The organism is Streptosporangium sp. NPDC049644 (assembly GCF_040675205.1).
GTDB classification, from domain to species: Bacteria; Actinomycetota; Actinomycetes; order Streptosporangiales; family Streptosporangiaceae; genus Streptosporangium; species Streptosporangium fukuiense.
This window is the reverse complement of the sequence record NZ_JBFAOJ010000241.1, coordinates 1-2,064: the sequence shown is the minus strand read 5'-3', so window position 1 is coordinate 2,064 and position 2,064 is coordinate 1. Positions and strand designations below refer to the sequence as shown.

1 protein-coding gene is annotated in these 2,064 nt (G+C 71.8%); it reads right to left on the bottom strand.

Annotated elements, in window-relative coordinates; genetic code table 11:
* Positions 1 to 2,064: type I polyketide synthase (locus tag AB0J58_RS44780; RefSeq protein ID WP_364227900.1), on the bottom strand; the 2,064-nt coding region annotated here is incomplete at both ends.

Genomic DNA, 2,064 nt, shown 5'->3' with positions numbered 1-2,064 from the left:
ACCGGCCACCAGCACACCGACCGCGTGCCGCACCCACACCTCCTGATCACCAGCCCCGGCCGGCCGGGCGTGAACGCTCACCTCACGCCGACCCGACTCATCCGGTGTGCTCACCCACACCTGCACCGCCACCGCGTCCCGCTCGCCGAGCACCAGCGGCGCGGTCAGGGTCAGCTCCTCGACCAGATCACAACCGACCTCATCACCCGCCCGTACCACCAACTCCAGGAACCCGGTGGCCGGGAAGACCACCATCCCGCCCACGACGTGATCGGCCAGCCACGGATGCGACCCCAGCGAGATACGGCCGGTCAGCAACACCCCGTCCGAACCGGCCACCTCCACGGCGGCTCCCAGCAGCGGATGGCTCGCGGCCGCGAGTCCCGCCGCCGTCACGTCCCCCACCTGGGAGCCCGCGCCATCGGGCCAGAACCGCTCACGCTGGAAGGCGTAGGTGGGCAGTTCCACCCGGCGAACACCGGGGAACATGGCCGGCCAGCTCACCGGCACCTTACGTACGTACAGGGCGGCCAGCGCCGCCATGATCGTTTTCTGCTCGTCCTGGCCTCCGCGCAGGGCCGCTACCAGCACCACGTCCAGGTCCGCCGCCGGATCCGCCTCGGCGTCGCGCGCCGAACCCACAGGCGCGGTCACCCGCGTTACCCCACCGCTGTCCGTGTTCGGGTCGGTGAGCGCGGTGAGGATGTCGTCTGCCATGGCGGTGAGCACCCCGTCGGGGCCCAGTTCCAGATAGGCCCGCACGCCCTGGGCGTGCAGCGTGCGCACGCCGTCGGCGAAGCGGACCGCGCCGCGCACCTGGTCCACCCAGTAGTCCGGCGAGCACAGCTGCTCGGCGGTGGCGGGTTCCCCGGTCAGGGTCGACACCACCGGGATCCGCGGCGGGTCGTAGGTCAGGGTGCGGGCCAGGGCCCGGAAGTCCTCCAGCATCGGCTCCATCAACGGCGAATGGAACGCGTGCGACACCCGCAACCGCTTCGTCCGCACCCCCCGCCCTTCGAGAACGGCGGCGACCTCAAGAACCGGCCCCTCCACCCCGGAAAGCACCACCGAGGACGGACCGTTCACCGCCGCGACCGACACCTCACCCTCACGCCCGGCCAGCAGCCCGGCGACCGCCTCCTCCGACGCCCGCACCGACACCATCGCCCCACCCGCAGGCAACGCCTGCATCAACCGCGCCCGGCCCGCCACCAACACACACGCATCCGAAAGCGACAACACCCCCGCCACATGCGCCGCAGAGATCTCCCCGACCGAATGCCCCGCCAGCACACCTGGCTCGACACCCCACGAGGACACCAACCGGAACAACGCCACCTCAAGCGCGAACAACGCCGGCTGCGCCCACCCCGTCCGATTCAACAGCTCCGCCTCCGCCGTACGCGGCTCGGCGAACAACACCTCCCGCAACGACCCGCCCAGCAACGGATCCAGCTCCGCGACCACCTCGTCCAACGCCGCCGCGAACACCGGGAACCGCGCATACAGCTCCCGGCCCATCCCCGCCCGCTGACTCCCCTGACCGGTGAACAAGAACGCCGGCTTGGACCCGCCCCGCACCGAACCGGTCACCACACCCGGACCCGGCACCCCCTGCGCCACCGCGGCCAGACCCCGCACCAACTCCGCACGCTCAGCACCCACCACCACCGCCCGATGCTCGAACGCCGACCGGGCCGTCGCCAGCGACACCCCCACCTCGGCCAACCCCAGACCAGGAGCCCCCTCCACATGCGACAACAACCGAGCCGCCTGTGCCCGCAACGCCACCTCCGACCGCGCCGACACCACCCACGGAACAACCCCGCCGCCGGCCCCACGATCAACCTCGCCGACCCCGGCCTCCACCGACACCGGAGACTGCTCCAAGATCACATGCGCGTTGGTACCGCTGATCCCGAACGACGACACCGCGGCCCGGCGTGACCGCTCCACCCGAGGCCACGACCGCGCCTCGGTCACCAACTCCACCGCGCCCTCGCTCCAGTCCACGTGCGAGGACGGCTCGTCCACATGCAGCGTGCGCGGCACCACGCCCTCGCG